This is a genomic window from Streptomyces sp. NPDC051940 (assembly GCF_040680895.1).
In the GTDB taxonomy this organism is placed as follows: domain Bacteria; phylum Actinomycetota; class Actinomycetes; order Streptomycetales; family Streptomycetaceae; genus Streptomyces.
Map to the genome: position 1 here is coordinate 1 of NZ_JBFAXR010000042.1, position 14,865 is coordinate 14,865.

The following is a 14,865-nucleotide window of genomic DNA, read 5'->3' on the forward strand; positions in this document are numbered from 1 at the left end:
GATGGTGCTGGCCCTGGGCCACCGCACGTTCGGCATCATGGCGAACGACGACGACTTCCGTGCCGCGATCCACGAGGCGGCGGCGGACGCCGGCGCCCCCGTCACCCCCGCGCCTGCCGTCGCCCCGCGGGCGACCGTCGACGCGGACGGCGCGTACGTCACCCCGCTGGTGCGCAAGCTCGCCGCGGAGAACGGCGTGGACCTGGCGTCCGTCAAGGGCACCGGCGTCGGCGGCCGGATCCGCAAGCAGGACGTGCTCGCCGCCGCGGAGGCCGCCAAGGCCGCCGCCGCTGCTCCCGCTGCCGCCGCCCCGGCCGCCGCCGCGAAGAAGGCCCCGGTCCTCGAGGTCTCCCCGCTGCGCGGTCAGACGGTCAAGATGCCGCGGATCCGCAAGGTCATCGGCGACAACATGATGAAGGCCCTGCACGGCCAGGCCCAGCTCTCCTCCATGATCGAGGTGGACGTCACCAAGATCATGAAGATGCGGGCCCGGGCGAAGGACGCCTTCGCCGCCCGCGAGGGCGTGAAGCTCTCGCCGATGCCGTTCTTCGTCCAGGCCGCCGTCCAGGCGCTGAAGGCCAACCCGGTCGTCAACGCCCGGATCAACGAGGACGAGGGCACGATCACGTACTTCGACACGGAGAACGTGGGCATCGCCGTCGACTCGGAGAAGGGCCTGATGACCCCGGTCATCAAGGGCGCCGGCGACCTCAACATCGCCGGTATCGCCCGGCGGACCGCGGAGCTGGCGGGCGCGGTCCGGGCCAACAAGATCAGCCCGGACGACCTGTCGGGTGCGACCTTCACCATCTCCAACACGGGTTCGCGCGGCGCGCTGTTCGACACGATCATCGTGCCCCCGAACCAGGTCGGCATCCTGGGCATCGGCGCCACCGTCAAGCGCCCGGTGGTCATCGACCACCCGGAGCTGGGCGAGACCATCGCCGTCCGCCACATGGTCTTCCTGACCCTCTCCTACGACCACCGTCTGGTGGACGGCGCCGACGCGGCCCGCTACCTGACCACGGTCAAGGAGATCCTGGAGGCCGCGGAGTTCGAGACGGAGCTCGGCCTCTGAGCCTGCGCGACCGCTAGTACGGTGCCCCCGCCCGGTGACGATCCGGGCGGGGGCACCGTCGTATCCCCCGCTGCGCGGGCTTCCCCGGGCCGGGATAATGAGCGCGTCCCCGCGCCCGCGGCCCCGTGAGGAGCCCCCAGATGACCACCACCCCGACCGCCCCCATCGCGCACTCCCTCCGCGAGCACATCCGCGAGCACATCGTCGAGGGCATCATCAGCGGGCGGTGGAAGCCCGGTGAGCGGATCGTGGAGCGGCGGATCGCGACCGAGCTGGAGGTCAGCCAGACGCCGGTGCGGGAGGCGCTGCGGGAGCTGGAGTCGCTGCGGCTGATCGAGTCGTCGCCGAACAAGGGCGTGCGGGTGCGCAATCTCACGGCGGCGGACCTCGAGGAGATCTATCCCGTACGGGCCGGGCTGGAGCAGATCGCCGCGGAGCTGGCCGCGCCCGCCCTGGCGCGGGACGTGTCCGCCCTGGAGCCGCACGTGGCGGCGCTGCGGGAGGCGGACGCCAAGGGGGACGGCGAGGCGCAAGTGCGGCACACGGTGGCGTTCCACCGGGAGCTGGTGCGGGCCGCCGGCAACAGCGTGCTGCTGCACACGTGGGAGGGCCTGGGCATCGAGGTGTTCACCTCGCTGTCGATCCGCTGGCTGGGCACGCACCAGGAGTCGTACGCGCAGGAGCACCAGGACGTCGTGGAGGCGTTCCGGCACCGCGATCCGCAGGTCGCGGAGCTGGTGAAGGCCCACGTGCTGGGCTGCGCGCCGCGACGGTAGGTCTCCCTCGGGGGCTTGTCCGCGCCGTTGCGGTAGGTCTCCCCGGGCGGCCGTCCGCGCCCGACGGGGGGTCTCCCCCGGGCGGCCGTCCACGGCGCCGGCAGACCGCCCGTATCGGGCAGGCTGCCCCGCACCGCGTCCGCAGACCCCCGTACCCCGCCCATCTGAGCCGCCCCGCCCGCACCCGAGCCCGAAATCAGGGCACCGCGTGCCGATCGCTTTGGCACCGCGTGCCGACTTTGACCCCCGGTCTTTGATCGATCATCGATCAGACTTACAGTCGATGGTATGACCGAAGCCGTACACCGCACCCGTCCGAGCGAGCTCGACCAGCTCCCGGACCGCGACCCGCAGGAGACCGCCGAATGGCGTGAGTCCCTGGATGCCGTCACGCGTCACGCCGGCCCCGAACGGGCCGCCCAGCTGGTGCGCCGCACTGTCGAGCACGCCGCGAACTCCGGGCTGGACGTGCCCGGGCTGCTGCAGACCCCGTACGTGAACTCCATCCCCACCGCCGTCGAGCCCGAGCTGCCCGGCGATCCGGAGCTGGAGTCCCGGATCACCGCGTGGAACCGGTGGAACGCCGCCGCGATGGTGACCCGCGGCTCGAAGCTCGGCGTAGGCGGCCACATAGCCACCTTCGCCTCGGCCGCCTGGCTGTACGAGATCGGCTTCAACCACTTCTTCCACGGGAAGGAGGCCGACGGCTCCGGCGACCAGCTCTACATCCAGGGCCACGCCTCCCCCGGCATCTACGCCCGCGCCTTCCTGGACGGGCGGCTGACCGAGGAGAACCTCGACAACTTCCGGCAGGAGGCCGGCGGCAAGGGCCTTCCGTCCTACCCGCACCCGCGCCGGCTGCCGTGGCTGTGGGAGTTCCCCACCGTCTCCATGGGCCTCGGCCCGCTCTCCGCGATCTACCAGGCGCGCTTCAACCGCTATCTGACCAACCGCGGCATCAAGGACGTCTCCGCCTCGCACGTGTGGGCGTTCCTCGGCGACGGCGAGATGGACGAGCCCGAGTCGACGGCCGCCCTCGCGCTGGCGGCCCGCGAGGGCCTGGACAACCTGACCTTCGTCATCAACTGCAACCTGCAGCGCCTCGACGGCCCGGTCCGCGCCAACTTCAAGATCGTGCAGGAGCTGGAGGCCCAGTTCCGCGGCGCCGGCTGGAACGTCGTGAAGTCCCTGTGGGGCTCCGCCTGGGACGAGCTGTTCCTGCTCGACGTCTCCGGCGCGCTGGTGGGCCGGCTCCGCGAGGTGCCGGACGCCCAGTTCCAGACGTACCAGACGCGTGACGTCGCCTACATCCGCGAGCACTTCTTCGGCGCCAGTGCCGAGCTGCGCGAGCTGGCGAAGCTGCTCACCGACGCCAAGATCTCCGAGTGCTTCCACACCTCCCGCGGCGGCCACGAGGCCCGCAAGGTGTACGCGGCGTACCGCGCGGCGCTCGACTTCAAGGGCGCGCCGACGGTGATCCTGGCGCAGACCGTCAAGGGCTACACCCTGGGCGGCGGCTTCGAGTCGAAGAACGCCAACCACCAGATGAAGAAGCTGTCGAACGACGAGTTCAAGGCGATGCGCGACCGGCTCGGCCTGCCGATCCCGGACAGCGCCTTCGTCGACGGCCAGGTCCCCTACGGCCACCCGGGCGCCGACTCCCCCGAGGTGCGCTACCTCCAGGAGCGCCGCGCCGCCCTCGGCGGCCCCGCCCCGGCCCGCCGCACGCACCCGCTGCCCGCGCTGCCCGAGCCGTCGGAGCGCGCGTTCCAGGCCGTGTACAAGGGCTCCGGCTCGCAGGACGTCGCCACCACCATGGCGTTCGTCCGGCTGATGAAGGACCTCATGCGGGACAAGGAGACCGGCCGCCGCTGGGTGCCGATCGTCCCCGACGAGGCCCGCACCTTCGGCATGGAGTCGCTGTTCCCGTCGGCCGGCATCTACTCGCCGCTGGGCCAGACGTACGAGCCGGTCGACCGCGACCAGCTGATGTACTACAAGGAGGCCAAGGACGGCCAGATCCTCAACGAGGGGATCACCGAGGCCGGCGCCATGGCCGACTTCATCGCCGCCGCCAGCGCGTACTCCACGCACGGCGAGACGATGATCCCGTTCTACATCTTCTACTCGATGTTCGGCTGGCAGCGGACCGGCGACCAGATGTGGCAGCTCGCCGACCAGCTCGGCAAGGGCTTCATCGTCGGCGCCACGGCCGGCCGTACGACCCTGACGGGCGAGGGCCTGCAGCACGCCGACGGGCACTCGCACCTGATCGCGGCCACGAACCCGGCGTCGCTGAACTACGACCCGGCGTTCGCGTACGAGATCGCGGTGATCGTCAAGGACGGCCTCAGGCGCATGTACGGGGCCAGCCCCGAGGACGTCTTCTACTACCTCACCGTCTACAACGAGCCCAAGCCCCAGCCGGCCATGCCGGAGGGCGTCGAGGAGGGCATCCTCAAGGGGCTCTACCGCTTCAAGGTCTCCGACCTCACCGATGCCGAGGCGCCGCGCACCCAGCTGCTGGCCTCCGGCACCGCCATCCACTGGGTGCTCGACGCCCAGAAGCTGCTCGCCGAGGAGTGGGGTGTCGCGGCCGACGTCTGGTCCGCCACCTCCTGGAGCGAGCTGCGCCGCGATGCCCTGTCCTGTGACGCGGCGCAGCTGAAGGGTGAAGACCGGGTCCCGTACGTCACCCGTGCCCTGGAGGGCGCGCGTGGCCCGGTCCTCGCCGTCAGCGACTGGATGCGGCAGGTCCCCGACCAGATCGCCCAGTGGGTGCCCGGCGACTACACCTCGCTCGGCACGGACGGCTTCGGCCTCTCCGACACCCGCGACGCGGCCCGCCGCCACTTCGGCGTGGACGCCCAGTCGATCGCCGTCGCGGCGCTCGCCCAGCTGGCGCGGCGCGGCGAGGTCAAGCCGGAGACGGTGGCCGAGGCGGCCGCCAAGTACGGCCTGGCGTGAGCCGATAACGCACCGCGGGGGCTGCCGGGATTCCCGGTGGCCCCCTGCGTGCGTCTCGGGCGCGCACCCCGCCGGAGGCGCTCAGCCGTACAGCTGCGCCGCCTCCCGCAGCGCCCGGGCGACGCGGTCGCGCAGCTGCGGCGGGGCGAGGATCTCGGCGTCCGGGGCGAGGCCGAGCAGCTGGTCGTACGCCACGTCCAGCGACTCCACGGCCAGGACGGCCGTGACCCGGCCCCCCTCGTCGGGCTCGCCCGCCTCCCGGAGCGCCTCCAGGGCCGCGGCCCGGTCGGTGCGGTCGGGCAGCCGCCGTACGCCGGCGGGCGTCAGGCGCAGCGTCACCCGCTCACGCAGCAGCGAGCGGGCGAAGGCGGCGGCGCGCTCCGCCCAGAACGCGGGGAGGTCGAAGTCCGCCTCGCGCTCGAAGACGGTGCCGGTCTCGGCGGCCTCCTCCACGCGCTCGACGCGGTAGACGCGGAAGCCCGCACCCGTGAGGGCACCGGCCACGCGCGCCACCAGGTACCAGACCCCGGCCTTCAGGACCAGCCCGTACGGCTCCAGTTCCCGCCGTACCGCCTCCTCCCCCGGCCGCCTCCGGTACGCCACCGACAGCCGCGCGTCCGCCCACACCGCCCGCGCCACCTCCGGCAGCAGCGGCGGCGTCGGCGGCTCCCGCCACCAGCCGGGCGCGTCCAGATGGAAGCGCTGCGCCGCGCTGTCCTGGGCGTCGCGCAGTTCGGGCAGCAGCGCAGCGGAGACCTTCAGCCGGGCCGCCGAGGCGGTGTCGCCGAGCCCCATCTCCCGCAGCGCGCCGGGCACACCGGAGAGGAACAGCGCCTCCGCCTCGCTCCGCCCGAGCCCCGTCAGCCGGGTCCGGTAGCCGCCGACGAGCCGGTAGCCGCCCACCCGGCCCCGGTCGGCGTACACCGGCACCCCGGCCTCGGAGAGGGCCTGTACGTCCCGCTGGACGGTCCGCTCGGACACCTCCAGCACCTCGGCCAGCTCCGTGCCCGTCATGCTGCCGCGCGCCTGCAGCAGCAGGACGAGGTGGATGAGCCGGGCGGCGCGCATGACGGCAACGATGCCACGCGGTACCGACAACCCGTCAGCGGTAGTCCGCGGCGTCCGGCTGCTCGCCCGCGAAGACGCGGGAGAAGTACCCCCACGCGTCCGGCCGCGATCCGTCGACGTCCGTGAAGCCGTACTCCTTCGCCAGCTGCCCGCTGGAGAGCGATCGGCCGTTCCACCGCGCCCGGTCGTGGTCGCAGGCGAGCGCGGCGACCGCCCGGCCGACCAGCGCGGGGGTCTCCGCGATCGCGAAGTGCGGCTCCTTCGCGACGGCGTCGCGCCAGTTCTCCTCGGTGACGCCGAAGTTGTCGAGCATCTGCTCCGAGCGCAGGAAGCCCGGCGTGACGGACACCGCCGTACCGCCCGCGTCCTTCAGGTCGTGGCTGAGGTTGAACGCCATCCGGATCGGGGCGTTCTTCGCCAGGTCGTAGTAGAACTGGTCGCGGTAGCCCTTGTTGGACTCCGCCGTGCCGTCGGTCACCTCGACGACCAGCCCGCCCGGCCGGCGGACCAGCAGCGGCAGGGCGTAGTGGCTGGTGATGATGTGGCTGCGCACGCTGAGCTCCAGCATCCGCAGTCCGCGCGACAGCTCGATCTCCCACATCTTCTTCCCGAACTCGATCAGGTGCTCGCCGCCCCAGATGTCGTTCACCAGCACGTCGAGCCGGCCCTGCTCGCGGTCGATGCGCGCGGTGACCGCCGCGACCTGCTCCGGGTCGAGGTGGTCCGCGGGTACGGCGATGCCGTGGCCGCCCGCCGCGTCGACGAGTTCGGCCGTCTCCTCGATGGTCTCGGTCGTACGGCCGACCTCGCTCACCTTCTCGCGTGTGGTGCGCCCCGTCGCGTACACGGTCGCCCCGGCCGCACCGAGCGCCACGGCGATCGCGCGGCCGGCACCGCGGGTCGCTCCGGCCACGAGGGCGACCTTTCCGTCCAGTTTCTTCTCCGCTTGAGAACCCATGGACCGAGCATCTCCGGGAATCCCGACAACCTCTGTCAGGGTTTACGAACCCGGCCGGCGTGTCCGCGGCCGTACCCCCGGTGTGCGAAGAGCGTGACGAATCCCGGTACTCCGCGTGCGCGACCGGCGCCCAGGCCCGATCCTGGGCAGGTGATGCACGAGGAGGAGTTCTGGGAGCTGATCGACAGTACCCGCGAGGCGTCGGAGGGCGACCCCGACGACCATGCGGACCTGCTCGTCGAGCGGCTGACGCAGCTCGACCCCGACTCCGTCCTGGACTTCGCCCGGCACTTCGAGTCCCGGATGAACCGCTCGTACCGCTGGGATGTGTGGGGCGCGGCCTGGGTGCTGCTGGACGGGGCGAGCGACGACGCCTTCGACTCGTTCCGGTGCTGGCTGATCGGCCAGGGGCGGGAGGTCTTCGAGGGCGCGCTGCACGAGCCGGACGACCTGGCCGATCTGCTCGACGACTTCGACGAGGAGGCGGACGGTGAGGCGGAGGCCCTCGGTTACGCGTCGGACGAGGCGTACGAGCAGCTGACGGGTCTCGAGGCGCCCGGCCTGGACCTGCCGCCCCCGCCGCGGGAGCCGCTGGGCACGCCGGTGGACTTCGAGAGCGATCGCGCTCTGGCGGAACGATTCCCCAAACTCTGGGACCAGTACCGGGAGGAGTGAGGGCGGGGGCGGCTCAGACGGAGGGCGGGGTCAGCGCAGGCGGAGCCCCATCAGTACGTCGTCCACCCAGTGCCCCTCCAGCCAGAACTCCCCCGGCAGCACCCCCTCCACCACGTACCCCTCCGACTCGTACAGCGTGCGGGCGGGCGCGTTGTGCCCGAGCACGCGCAGTGTCAGCCGGACGGCTCCCTGGCGCCGGGCCAGTTCGGCGGCGGCCCGCAGCAGCGCCCGGCCCATGCCCTCGCCGCGCGCCCATTCGTCCACGGCCAGGCCCTGGATCTGGCGTACGTGCGCGTTGCTGGGCAGGTTCGTGGGGGGCGCCACCCGGATGTATCCGGCCACCCCGCCGTCGTCGGTCTCGGCGACCAGATAGTCCTGCGGTCTGTGTCCGCCGTCGAAGAACGGGGCGTACGGCGGCTGGGGCTTGGGCGCGACGGCGTGCAGCGGCGACCAGGTGCGCACGTCGAGGTCGGTGAGTGCGCGCTCGTCGGAGTACTCGGCGGGGCGTATGCGGAATCGGGCCACCGATTCACTCTGCCACGCCGCTTCCCATCCGTGCAGGGCTCCTCACCCGGGCGCCCGGCACGGCAGGATGTCCCCATGCGTATCGCCATCACCGGGACTTCGGGTCTCCTCGGCTCCGCTCTCTCCCGCTCGCTGACCGCCGACGGGCACGACGTGGTGCGGCTGGTGCGGCGTGAGCCCGCGGCGCCGGACGAGGTGCGGTGGGATCCGGCGCGGGGGTACGTCGACACCGCCGGGCTGACGGGGTGCGACGGCTTCGTCCATCTGGCGGCGAAGAGCATCACGATGCAGCGGTGGACGCCGGCGGTGAAGAAGGCGCACTGGGACAGCCGCGTGCACGGCACGGCGGCCGTCGCGGAGGCGCTCGCGGCGCTGGACTCGCCGCCGCGGGTGTTCGTGTGCGGCAGCGCGATCGGCTACTACGGCGACACGGGCGACCGCCGTACGGACGAGAGCGCGCCGCCCGGCGAGGGGTTTCTGGCCGACATGGTGCAGGCGTGGGAGGCGGCGGCCGCGCCCGCGCAGGAGGCCGGGATCCGCACGGTGTTCGCCCGCAGCGGGCTGGTGGTCTCGCGCAAGGGAGGCGCGTGGGGGAAGCTCTTCCCCATCTTCAAGGCGGGGCTGGGCGGCCGGATCGGCGACGGCCGCCAGTACTGGAGCTTCATCTCACTGCACGACCACGTCGCCGCGATGCGGCACCTCATCGACACGGACTGGCTCTCGGGCGCGGTGAACCTGACGGCCCCGGAGCCGGTCACCAACCGCGAGGTGACGGCGGCGATGGGCCGCGTCCTGCACCGCCCGACGGTCTTCGCGGTCCCGGGCCCACTGCTGAAGCTGGCGGTCGGCGACTTCGCCAACGACATGCTGGGCAGCCAGCGAGTACTCCCGTCCCGCCTCGACGAATCAGGCTTCACCTTCGCGTTCCCCACGGTAGACCAGGCAATCCGCGCAGTGGCATAGCCCCACACCGAGCAACCCGCGGGGTGGCGTAGCCCGCCACCGGGCAACCCGCGCAGTGGCACAGCCCCGCACCAGGCAACCCGCACATGGGCGCACCCCTGCCCCGCACCAGGCATCAGGGCAAGGGGCCGAATCCCAGCCCGGCCGGCGTTTGAGGCCGAGGCGCGCAGCGCCGACAACGCCCGCCGCCAGGCATCAGGGCGAGGGGCCCAAAACCAGCCCGGCCGGCGTTTGAGGCCGAGCGCCGTCCAGGCGCGAGAAGCGGGCGCAGCCCGCAAAGGGGGCCCGGGGGCGAAGCCCCCGCAACGCAACGCGACGCGGCACCGCGACCCGCCCCGCGCGCCCACCGTGCTGCGATGCACGGACCGTGCGCGACTGACCCCCGGCCAAAAAACGACTTACGGTCACACCGACTCGGGTAGCAGACACCCGAGTTGGGCATGAAACAGGCGCCATAGCGCACCAAAGGGCGCCGAACAGTGACTCCACACCCCCCGGGAGGAACCGTGCCGAGCAGCGCACGCCGAACACACAGGGGCGGCCCCCACCGGCGGGCCGACGTCGTGATCGTGGGCTCCGGGATCTCCGGCCTCGCCGCCGCACAGCACCTGACCAGAGCGGGGGTCGACGTCGTCGTGCTGGAGGCGGGCGACCGGATCGGCGGCCGCATGGCCACGGACACCGTGGACGGCTTCCGCCTCGACCGGATGCCCCAGCTGCTCAACACCTCCTACCCGGAGCTCGCCCGTACGCCCGCACTCGACGCCCTCCCGCTGCGCACGTTCCCCGGCGGCGTGGTCGTCACCGTGGACGGACGCCGCCACCAGCTCGCGCCCACCCGCCTGATCGGAGGCACCGGGGGCGCACAGGTGACCGCCCGCGCCCTCGCGAGCATGGCGCGTGCGCCCCTGGGCGGCGTACTGCACCACGCCCGCTTCACGACGGCCCTGGCAAGGCTGGCGATCGTGCCCGTACCCCGGCTGCTGGCCCGCCCGGAGCACACCGCCGCCCGGGCACTGGCCGACCGTGGTCTGGACCCGCTCGTCAAACCGCTGCTGACCGCCCTGCTCAGCGACCCCGACCTGGGCACGTCGAGCCGCGGTATGGACCTCGCCCTGCGCAGCTTCGCGCTGGGCGCGCCCTGCCTCCCCGAGGGCGGGGCGGACACCCTCCCCCGGCTGCTCGCGGCGACCCTGCCGCGCGGCGCGGTCCGCACGGGGGTGCGCGCGGCGGCCGTCTCCACCACCACCGTGACCACCCGGGACCACGGCACCCTCGACTGCCGGGCGGTGCTCGTCGCCACGGGCGCGCGGGCGGCGGCCGAGCTGCTCCCCGGCCTTCGGCTGCCGGCTTTCCACCCGGTCTCGATCCTGCACCACACCACTGACACCGCGCCCTCCGGCGACGCCGCCCTGCTGCTTCCGGGCCCGGACGACGGCCCCGTCGCCCACACCATGGTGACCAGCCGGGTCGACCCCACCCGCGCGCCCGCGGGCAAGGTCCTCATCACCTCGACGGTGCTGGGCGTCACCTCGCGCGAGCCGCTCGGCGTACTGGACAAGCAGGTCCGTACGCATCTGGGCCGTCTGCACCGCACCTCCGCCCAGCGCTGGGAGCTGGTCGGCGCCCACCACGAACCCGACGCCGTCCCCGTGATGGCGCCCCCGCACGACGTGCACCGGCCGGTGCGGATGCTGTGCGGGCTGTACGTCTGCGGCGACCACCGCGACACCTCCACCCCGCAGGGCGCCCTGTACTCCGGGCGGCGCGCGGCGGAGGCCCTGTTGCGGGACGTGGGCGTGTTACGACGCGGCGGCGAACTGGGCCCGTTACCGGCGGCGGCGTAACACCACGCACCCGCCCCCGAAAACCCCGAGGGGCGCCCCACAGGGCGCCCCCACCGGCGTAGACCTCCCAAGCGGACCAAGCGCGCCCCCTACCGCGCCCCCGCCCCCGCCCCCGCGAGCGCCGCCGTACGGTCGCGGTACGCGCGCACCGGCGCCGCGTCCCGGTACGGCTCCAGCCGGCGCTCGAAGTCCCGCACGTACTCCGTCGCCCGCGCCGAGCGCATCTCCGCCGCGGCCTGCGCCGCCTCCGCGCCCACGCTGCACGCCGTGTCCAGCTCGCCCAGCCCCAGCCGCGCCGAGGCCAGCACCACCCGGCAGAACAGCCGGCTGCGGGCGAACCCCGGGCCGCGCAGCTGCAGCGAGCGCTCGGCGTGCTGGGCCGCCGCCCGGTACTGCTGCAGGTCCCGGTGGCAGTGCCCGAACTCGTCGGCCAGCTGTGCCTCGTCGAAGAACCGCGCCCAGTAGGGCACCTCGTCCCCCGGCCGCGCCGTCTCCAGCGCCCGCTCCGCCCGCGCGAGGGACGCCGTGCACGCCCGCACCTCCCCCAGTACGCCGTGCCCGCGCGCCTCCGCCGCGTGCAGCAGCGCCTGTACGACGGGCGGCACCCCGCTGCCCGCCCCCTGCTGCGCCACCCGCGCCAGCTGCACGGCCTCGCGCCCGTGCCCGAGGTACACCGCCTGCCGGCTCATGGTGACCAGCACGTACGCCCCGTACGCCCGGTCGCCGGCCGCCTGCGCCAGGCGCAGCGCCTGCACGAAGTAGCGCTGCGCGAGACCGTGGGCGGCGATGTCGTACGACGTCCAGCCGGCCAGCCGGGTCAGGTCCGCGGTGGCGGAGAAGAGCCGGCGTCCGGTGGCCTCGTTGTACGAGCCGCGCAGCATCGGCTCGGTCTCGTGCTCCAGGTACCGCACGAGCGCCTGCCGGGCGTGCCCGCCGCCGTACGCGTGGTCCAGCGCCCGGAACAGCTCCCCCACGCTGCGCAGGGCGGCGATGTCCCCCTGGGTGACCCGCTGCCCCGGCAGCCGGTCCACGGACGCGTGCTCCCCGCCGCGTCCGCGCGCCCCCGGCCCGCGCAGCTGCGCCGGCACCCGCGCCGGCTCCGCGGGCGGGCCCTCGCCGCGCGCGACGCGTTCGTCGGGGCGCCCGATGAGCCAGTCCCGGCTGGGCACCACGAGCCCGGCGGGGGTGAACGCGATCTTCCGCAGCTCCGCCTGGCTGCCGGTGTCCTTGCGCCACAGCCCGCTGACGATGTCCACCGCCTCGGCCGGCGAGGCCGCGAACTCCAGTCCCGCGTAGACCGGCGCGCACGCGTCCAGTCCGAGGTCCTGGGCGGTGAGCCGGCGGCCCAGCCGGCGGGTGAAGACCTCGGCGATCAGGGCCGGTGTCGTGCCGCGCGGCTGCTGCCCGCGCAGCCAGCGCGTCACGGAGGTCTTGTCGTATCGGAGGTCGAGTCCGTGCTCCAGTCCGAGCTGGTCGACTCTCCTGGCCAGCCCGGCGTTGGAGAACCCGGCCTCGGCGATGAGCGCGGAGAGCTGGCGGTTAGGAGTGCGCTGTGAGGGTCGTTCCGTCGTCACCTGTCGGATCTCCTGCCTGGCCTCGTAGAACGGCGTGAATTTAGCTACCCAGGACGCCCCCATCGCCACCTTCGTCCCTTATTCATCCGATCGTGTGAGGAGACCCGCCGCAGGGATCCCTTAGCGGCCCGCCGTACAGTGGCTGAGGGGCTCGTCCCCGCGAGCCGCGAACCGACCATGAGAGGTCACCGTGTCCACACTCAGCTTCGTCCACCTGGGCTTCGGCGAGGACGCCGTCGAGTACCAGGAGGCCTGGCAGGAGCAGCGCCGGGTGCACGCGGCGCGCTTCGCGGACGAGACCGGGGACACGGTCCTGCTGCTGGAGCACCCGCCGGTGTACACGGCCGGGCGGCGCACGGCGGACAACGAGCGGCCCCTGGACGGCACCCCGGTCGTCGACGTCGACCGCGGCGGCAAGATCACCTGGCACGGCCCGGGCCAGCTCGTCGGCTACCCGATCCTCAAGCTCCCCCGCCCCGTGGACGTCGTCGCCCATGTGCGGCGGCTGGAGGAGGCCCTGATCCGCGCCTGCGCCGAGTTCGGGGTGGAGACCACCCGCGTCGAGGGCCGCTCCGGTGTCTGGGTGCTGGGCGATCCGGTCGAGGAGCGCCCCGCGCTCGGCGGCCTCTCCCTGGACTTCGACCCCCGTCTGCAGGACGACGAGTACGACCCCCGGATGGCCGGCCCCGAGTACGCCCCGTCCAACGCGGGCCAGCGCGGCGAGGACCGCAAGCTGGCGGCGATCGGCATCCGCGTCGCGAAGGGCGTGACGATGCACGGCTTCGCCCTGAACTGCGACCCGGACAACACCTGGTTCGACCGCATCGTCCCCTGCGGCATCCGCGACGCGGGCGTGACCTCCCTCTCCAACGAGCTGGGAAGAGACGTACCGGTCACGGAGGTTCTCCCTGTTGTGGAGAAGTACCTGCGCGAGGTCCTGGAGTCCGCCGAGCCCCTGCCGCGGGCCGTCTGACGCTGGGTCCCCGTCGGGACAGACCCACACAACACAAGGCGTACTCTGGTATCCGCCGAAGAATCGAAAGCTGAGGAGCCCGGACGTGTCCGCTGTCGCACCCGACGGTCGCAAGATGCTCCGCCTGGAGGTCCGGAACAGCCAGACCCCCATCGAGCGCAAGCCCGAGTGGATCAAGACCCGGGCGAAAATGGGCCCCGAGTACAACGCGCTGCGCAAGCTCGTCAAGGACGAGGGCCTGCACACGGTGTGCCAGGAGGCGGGCTGTCCCAACATCTTCGAGTGCTGGGAGGACCGCGAGGCGACCTTCCTCATCGGCGGTGAGCAGTGCACCCGTCGCTGCGACTTCTGCCAGATCGACACCGGCAAGCCCGCCGACCTCGACCGCGACGAGCCGCGCCGGGTCGCCGAGTCCGTCCAGCAGATGGGCCTGAAGTACGCCACGATCACCGGCGTCGCCCGCGACGACCTCGAGGACGGCGGCGCCTGGCTGTACGCCGAGACCGTGCGCCAGATCCACGGCGCGATGCCGGACACCGGCGTCGAGCTGCTGATCCCCGACTTCAACGCCGTACCGGAGCAGCTGGCCGAGGTCTTCTCGTCCCGCCCGGAGGTCCTGGCGCACAACGTCGAGACCGTGCCGCGGATCTTCAAGCGCATCCGCCCCGCCTTCCGCTACGAGCGCTCCCTGGAGGTCATCACCCGCGCCCGCGAGGCCGGACTGGTGACGAAGTCGAACCTGATCCTGGGCCTCGGCGAGGAGCGCGAGGAGGTCAGCCAGGCGCTGCGCGACCTGTACGACGCGGGCTGCGAGCTGATCACCATCACCCAGTACCTGCGCCCGACCCCGCGCCACCACCCCGTGGAGCGCTGGGTGAAGCCCGAGGAGTTCGTCGAGCTGCAGCAGGAGGCGGAGGAGATCGGCTACGCCGGTGTCATGTCCGGCCCCCTCGTGCGTTCGTCGTACCGTGCGGGCCGCCTGTACAAGCAGGCGGTGGAGCGCCGCGCCCAGTCCGCGGCGTAACGCCACGACGCCAGACGAAGGCCGGTGACCGTAACAGCGGACACCGGCCTTTTATGGGTGTTTGACCGACTGGTCACGCCCTGGTAACACCCGTAGGTGAGCATGGAGGCCGGGAGCGCCGCTGCTCCCGCCTCACACAGACGTGACGGCCGGGGCGCCGACAGCATCCGGCCAGCAGTTCGGGGAGGGGAAGGAACATGCAGCCGGCACTCGCACGTACCACCAACGTCACGGACACCCTGCGCGCGATCGAGAGGGTCCTGCTGCGCGCCGGCCAGAGCACGGCCAGGCGCAACGCCTGGAACGCGGTGCTCGAGGACCGCCGCCGGGCCCGGGACCGCCGGGAGACGGAGCAGGCGATGCGGTCGACCGCGAGGAGCCTCCCGAGTAGGTGACGAGGGCCACGGCTCCCCCCGGGGCGCGGCCCACGTAGAATT

At 72.9% G+C, this 14,865-nt stretch carries 13 protein-coding genes; 9 read left to right on the forward strand and 4 right to left on the reverse strand.

Features of this window, described 5'->3' with window-relative positions:
* From sucB to aceE, 3 genes are all read left to right on the forward strand, one after another.
* On the forward strand, positions 1-1,078 hold a 1,078-nt coding region (sucB, locus tag AB0M28_RS18270), incomplete at its 5' end, for a 2-oxoglutarate dehydrogenase, E2 component, dihydrolipoamide succinyltransferase (protein ID WP_365405329.1).
* A gap of 140 nt (positions 1,079-1,218) precedes the next feature.
* The gene (locus tag AB0M28_RS18275) at positions 1,219-1,854 is read left to right on the forward strand and encodes a GntR family transcriptional regulator (protein WP_365405332.1); all 636 of its coding nucleotides are present in this window, start codon (positions 1,219-1,221) and stop codon (positions 1,852-1,854) included.
* Positions 1,855-2,142: 288 nt separating this feature from the next.
* Positions 2,143-4,821, forward strand: coding sequence for a pyruvate dehydrogenase (acetyl-transferring), homodimeric type (gene aceE, locus AB0M28_RS18280; RefSeq protein WP_365405335.1), 2,679 nt, complete (start codon positions 2,143-2,145; stop codon positions 4,819-4,821).
* An 81-nt stretch (positions 4,822-4,902) separates the two neighbouring features.
* On the opposite strand, the gene AB0M28_RS18285 is transcribed toward aceE, so the two are convergent.
* Together AB0M28_RS18285 and AB0M28_RS18290 are read right to left on the reverse strand one after the other, a co-directional pair.
* Positions 4,903-5,889 carry a WYL domain-containing protein gene (locus tag AB0M28_RS18285; RefSeq protein WP_365405338.1) on the reverse strand — a complete coding sequence of 329 codons (987 nt, stop codon included), beginning with the start codon at positions 5,887-5,889 and terminating at the stop codon, positions 4,903-4,905.
* A gap of 34 nt (positions 5,890-5,923) precedes the next feature.
* Positions 5,924-6,847, reverse strand: coding sequence for an SDR family oxidoreductase (locus tag AB0M28_RS18290; RefSeq protein ID WP_365405340.1), 924 nt, complete (start codon positions 6,845-6,847; stop codon positions 5,924-5,926).
* A 153-nt stretch (positions 6,848-7,000) separates the two neighbouring features.
* Between AB0M28_RS18290 and AB0M28_RS18295 the strand changes: the two genes are divergently transcribed.
* The gene (locus AB0M28_RS18295) at positions 7,001-7,522 is read left to right on the forward strand and encodes a DUF4240 domain-containing protein (RefSeq protein ID WP_365405486.1); all 522 of its coding nucleotides are present in this window, start codon (positions 7,001-7,003) and stop codon (positions 7,520-7,522) included.
* 30 nt (positions 7,523-7,552) lie between these two features.
* On the opposite strand, the gene AB0M28_RS18300 is transcribed toward AB0M28_RS18295, so the two are convergent.
* Positions 7,553-8,047 carry a GNAT family N-acetyltransferase gene (locus AB0M28_RS18300; protein ID WP_365405343.1) on the reverse strand — a complete coding sequence of 165 codons (495 nt, stop codon included), beginning with the start codon at positions 8,045-8,047 and terminating at the stop codon, positions 7,553-7,555.
* Between the two features lie 75 nt (positions 8,048-8,122).
* Between AB0M28_RS18300 and AB0M28_RS18305 the strand changes: the two genes are divergently transcribed.
* On the forward strand, positions 8,123-9,010 hold the full coding sequence (locus AB0M28_RS18305) for a TIGR01777 family oxidoreductase (protein ID WP_365405346.1): 888 nt from the start codon (positions 8,123-8,125) through the stop codon (positions 9,008-9,010).
* A 506-nt stretch (positions 9,011-9,516) separates the two neighbouring features.
* Positions 9,517-10,857 (forward strand): NAD(P)/FAD-dependent oxidoreductase, encoded by a 1,341-nt coding sequence (locus AB0M28_RS18310; protein WP_365405348.1) that lies wholly within the window; start codon positions 9,517-9,519, stop codon positions 10,855-10,857.
* 89 nt (positions 10,858-10,946) lie between these two features.
* On the opposite strand, the gene AB0M28_RS18315 is transcribed toward AB0M28_RS18310, so the two are convergent.
* The gene (locus AB0M28_RS18315) at positions 10,947-12,431 is read right to left on the reverse strand and encodes a regulator (protein ID WP_365405351.1); all 1,485 of its coding nucleotides are present in this window, start codon (positions 12,429-12,431) and stop codon (positions 10,947-10,949) included.
* Positions 12,432-12,621: 190 nt separating this feature from the next.
* Between AB0M28_RS18315 and lipB the strand changes: the two genes are divergently transcribed.
* The 3 genes from lipB to AB0M28_RS18330 all read left to right on the forward strand — a co-directional run bounded on the left by lipB (position 12,622) and on the right by AB0M28_RS18330 (position 14,823).
* Positions 12,622-13,404, forward strand: coding sequence for a lipoyl(octanoyl) transferase LipB (gene lipB / locus AB0M28_RS18320; protein WP_365405354.1), 783 nt, complete (start codon positions 12,622-12,624; stop codon positions 13,402-13,404).
* A gap of 85 nt (positions 13,405-13,489) precedes the next feature.
* Positions 13,490-14,428, forward strand: coding sequence for a lipoyl synthase (gene lipA, locus AB0M28_RS18325; RefSeq protein ID WP_365405357.1), 939 nt, complete (start codon positions 13,490-13,492; stop codon positions 14,426-14,428).
* A 197-nt stretch (positions 14,429-14,625) separates the two neighbouring features.
* Entirely contained in the window at positions 14,626-14,823 is a 198-nt protein-coding gene (locus tag AB0M28_RS18330) for a hypothetical protein (RefSeq protein WP_365405360.1), read from the forward strand.
* Positions 14,824-14,865: the final 42 nt, after the last annotated feature.

Coding starts and splice junctions, on each gene's coding strand:
- AB0M28_RS18275 (WP_365405332.1), top strand. CDS start 1,219: ATGACCACCACCCCGACCGCCCCCATCGCGCACTCCCTCCGCGAGCAC.
- AB0M28_RS18285 (WP_365405338.1), bottom strand. CDS start 5,889: ATGCGCGCCGCCCGGCTCATCCACCTCGTCCTGCTGCTGCAGGCGCGC.
- AB0M28_RS18290 (WP_365405340.1), bottom strand. CDS start 6,847: ATGGGTTCTCAAGCGGAGAAGAAACTGGACGGAAAGGTCGCCCTCGTG.
- AB0M28_RS18295 (WP_365405486.1), top strand. CDS start 7,001: ATGCACGAGGAGGAGTTCTGGGAGCTGATCGACAGTACCCGCGAGGCG.
- AB0M28_RS18330 (WP_365405360.1), top strand. CDS start 14,626: ATGCAGCCGGCACTCGCACGTACCACCAACGTCACGGACACCCTGCGC.
- AB0M28_RS18305 (WP_365405346.1), top strand. CDS start 8,123: ATGCGTATCGCCATCACCGGGACTTCGGGTCTCCTCGGCTCCGCTCTC.
- aceE (WP_365405335.1), top strand. CDS start 2,143: ATGACCGAAGCCGTACACCGCACCCGTCCGAGCGAGCTCGACCAGCTC.